The organism is Bradyrhizobium sp., assembly GCF_017881085.1.
GTDB lineage: Bacteria > Pseudomonadota > Alphaproteobacteria > Rhizobiales > Xanthobacteraceae > Bradyrhizobium.
Map to the genome: position 1 here is coordinate 1 of NZ_JADGRI010000484.1, position 2,724 is coordinate 2,724.

At 62.4% G+C, this 2,724-nt stretch carries 3 protein-coding genes; all 3 read right to left on the minus strand.

The genetic code is table 11. The features are described from left to right. Nucleotides 1-115 precede the first annotated feature (115 nt). The 3 genes from QZ213_RS26980 to QZ213_RS26990 all read right to left on the minus strand — a co-directional run bounded on the left by QZ213_RS26980 (nucleotide 116) and on the right by QZ213_RS26990 (nucleotide 2,521). Nucleotides 116-1,708, minus strand: a complete 1,593-nt coding sequence (locus QZ213_RS26980; protein WP_291689099.1) for an IS66 family transposase — start codon at nucleotides 1,706-1,708, stop codon at nucleotides 116-118. Between the two features lie 67 nt (nucleotides 1,709-1,775). After that, nucleotides 1,776-2,123: an IS66 family insertion sequence element accessory protein TnpB gene (gene tnpB, locus QZ213_RS26985; RefSeq protein ID WP_291689097.1), complete on the minus strand. Its 348-nt coding sequence runs from the start codon at nucleotides 2,121-2,123 to the stop codon at nucleotides 1,776-1,778. Then, complete coding sequence (locus QZ213_RS26990; protein ID WP_291689098.1) at nucleotides 2,120-2,521, minus strand: transposase; 402 nt, start codon at nucleotides 2,519-2,521, stop codon at nucleotides 2,120-2,122. Before QZ213_RS26990 ends, tnpB begins: the two co-directional genes overlap by 4 nt. Nucleotides 2,522-2,724: the final 203 nt, after the last annotated feature.

Sequence of the window (2,724 nt, forward strand, 5' to 3'; positions counted from 1 at the left end):
CCCGGCTGGACTTCGTGGTTTGCGCCTCACGCGACCTGATGAGGCAAGCCCGCTAGACCAACCGTACGCATCCGGCCAGCACCCCAGGCAGGCGCGATGGTCTGCCGCGAAGCGCTCAGGCAGCAACGGCGGCCTTGGACTGTTGGTTCGCCTTCCAATTCCAGGGAAGCAGGTCGGCGACTTTGTTGACGGGGTGATCTGGAAGCCTGGCCAGCACGTCAGCGAGCCAGGCTTGCGGATCGACTTCGTTCATCTTGCAGGTCTCGATCAGGGTATAGACGGCGGCGGCACGATGACCGCCAGCGTCCGAACCGGCAAAGGTCCAGTTTCTTCTTCCGACCGCCACACCCCGCAACGCTCGTTCGGCGGCGTTGTTCGTAAGACAGACGCGGCCGTCGTCGAGGAAGCGGGTGAACGCTGCCCAGCGGTTGAGAAGGTAGTTGATCGCCTTGGCGGTATCGTTCTTGGTGGAGAGCAACGCTCGCTGCTGGTGCATCCAGATTTCAAGCTCGGCAATGAGCGGTCGCGATTGTTCACGGCGCACGGCAAGCCGTTGCTCCGGCGTTTTGCCGTTAATGCTGCGCTCGATCTCGAACAGCATGTCGATACGACGTACAGCTTCGCTGGCGATCGGCGCCTCTCCCTGTTTCACCAGGTCGACAAACTTCCTCCGGCCGTGGCTCCAGCAGGCCGCTTCAAGGATCGGAGCCGGCTTCCTTTGAGCCTTGTAGAGCTGGTTGTATCCATCAAAGGCATCGGCCTGCATGAGGCCCACATAGCCGGCAAGATGGCCTTGCGGATGCTCCCCGGCACGACTGCGCGAGTAATGGAACGCTGCCGCCGGTGGGTCTTTGCCGCCAAACGGCCGGTCATCTCGAACATAGGTCCAGATCCGGCCGGTGACAGTCTTCAGTTTCGCCAGCACAGGCACCGTCGTGTCATCAGCATGGATGCGTTCCGCGCTCATGACATGGGTCTGGATCGCCTCAATAATTGGGGCTAGCGCCACCACGCAGGCGCCGACCCGATCCGCCAGTGTCGAGACATCGATCTCGATCCCTTCCCGGGCATAGGTCTTGCTCTGGCGGTTCAACGGCTGATGCAGCAGGAACTTGTTGACCAGCACCATCGCCAGCAGGCTCGGTCCGGCGAAGCCACGTGGGATCGGATGGGAGGGCGCCGGCGCCTCGGTAATCGCCTCGCAGTCCCGGCAGGAGAACTTCTCACGGACGTGCTCGATGATCTTCCAGCGCCGCGGCTCGCATTCAAGGGTCTTTGATACCACCTCGCCAAGCTTGTGCAGCCGCTCACTGCCGCATTTACCGCAGGCGCAAGGCGCGGGTTCGACGATACGTTCGACCGGCAGGTTATCTGGCAGGGGACGTCGAGGCGGCCGCGGATTTTGTGCGCGCTTCTGCTTGGCGGCCTCCGGTGCCGCGATCTCGGCCTTGGTTTCCTGCTCGGCCTGGGTCTCTTCGAGATCCTCGATGGCCAGCTCAAGCTGCTCGACCAGCAGCCTGCCGCGTTCAGAAGATTGCCCGAACTGCTCGCGCCGTGCCTTGGCCAGCATCAGCTTCAGCCGTTCGATTTCCAGGCGGCCGACGGTCACTTCGCTCTTCGCCAGCGTCAGCAATTCGCGCTGCGCAAGGATCATCGCGTGCGCAGCGGCAAGGTCGGCGGGAAGCGGATCGGAGGGCGTCGTCACGATGACGAATCAACCATATTCGTCGCAAAAAATCCCGCCAGATTTCTGTTGTGAGTCAAAAAGCCACAGCTTAACCGGAAGCCTGCGGACGCCAGGTTGCCTGCGGCATCCGCCAGTCAATTCCGGACAGCAGATAGGATAGTTGCGCAACGCTGATGGTGACAACGCCGTCCGCCAGCGATGGCCACAGAAAGCGGCCGCGCTCCAACCGCTTCGTGAACAGACACGCGCCCTGGCCGTCATGCCAAATGACCTTGATCAGATCGCCGCGGCGGCCCCTAAAAACGTAGAGATCACCAGCGTGCGGATCCCGCTTCAAGCTCTCCTGAACCAGACGCGCCAGGCTCGGGAATCCGCGGCGCATATCGGTATGGCCGGTCGCAAGCCACACCCGCACATTACCCGGTATCGCAATCATCGGCGTTCAAGCACGTCGAGGACCCGCGCCAGCGCTTCCGGGTCAACGTGTGCATCCACCCGGATGCGTCGCCGGTTGCCAAGATCGATCTCGATCAGTCCGTTCCGGGCGGCCGGTAACTGCCGCATACGTCGGTCATCTTCGGACGGAGGCTTCGAATTTTCCTCGCCCGTTTCTACCGCCGCGGCAATCTGCACCGGCGCAAAACATGGCACGACCCGCTCGGCCGTCCGTGCATGTCGGCGCCAGGTGAAAACCACGCTCGCCGCAACGCCATTGCGGCGCGCAACCTCCGTTACCTTCGCCCCTGGCGCCAACGTCTCCTCGACGATCCGCGCCTTGTCATCCTGCGACCAGCGCCGCCGCCGCTCCAACCCGCCCAAAACCTCGACCCGCATCGCCTGATGACCTTAAAGCTAGACTTAAGGTCACACGCTTCGCGAAATATCGCCCGTCAGACAAGACGGCGCTCGTCGGATGCGTACTGCTGATCTCAGGGATGAGCTTGCGTATCTCTGTCGGTAAGGTTGGTCGGCCACCACGACGTCGTGACCTCCAGCGCCAGTACGATCTGAACCCGGCGCGGTGCCACTTTATAACG

What these genes read in the sequence shown, in the direction of transcription:
- QZ213_RS26990 (WP_291689098.1), bottom strand. Translation starts at nt 2,521, where the DNA reads ATGCGGGTCGAGGTTTTGGGCGGGTTGGAGCGGCGGCGGCGCTGGTCG.
- tnpB (WP_291689097.1), bottom strand. Translation starts at nt 2,123, where the DNA reads ATGATTGCGATACCGGGTAATGTGCGGGTGTGGCTTGCGACCGGCCAT.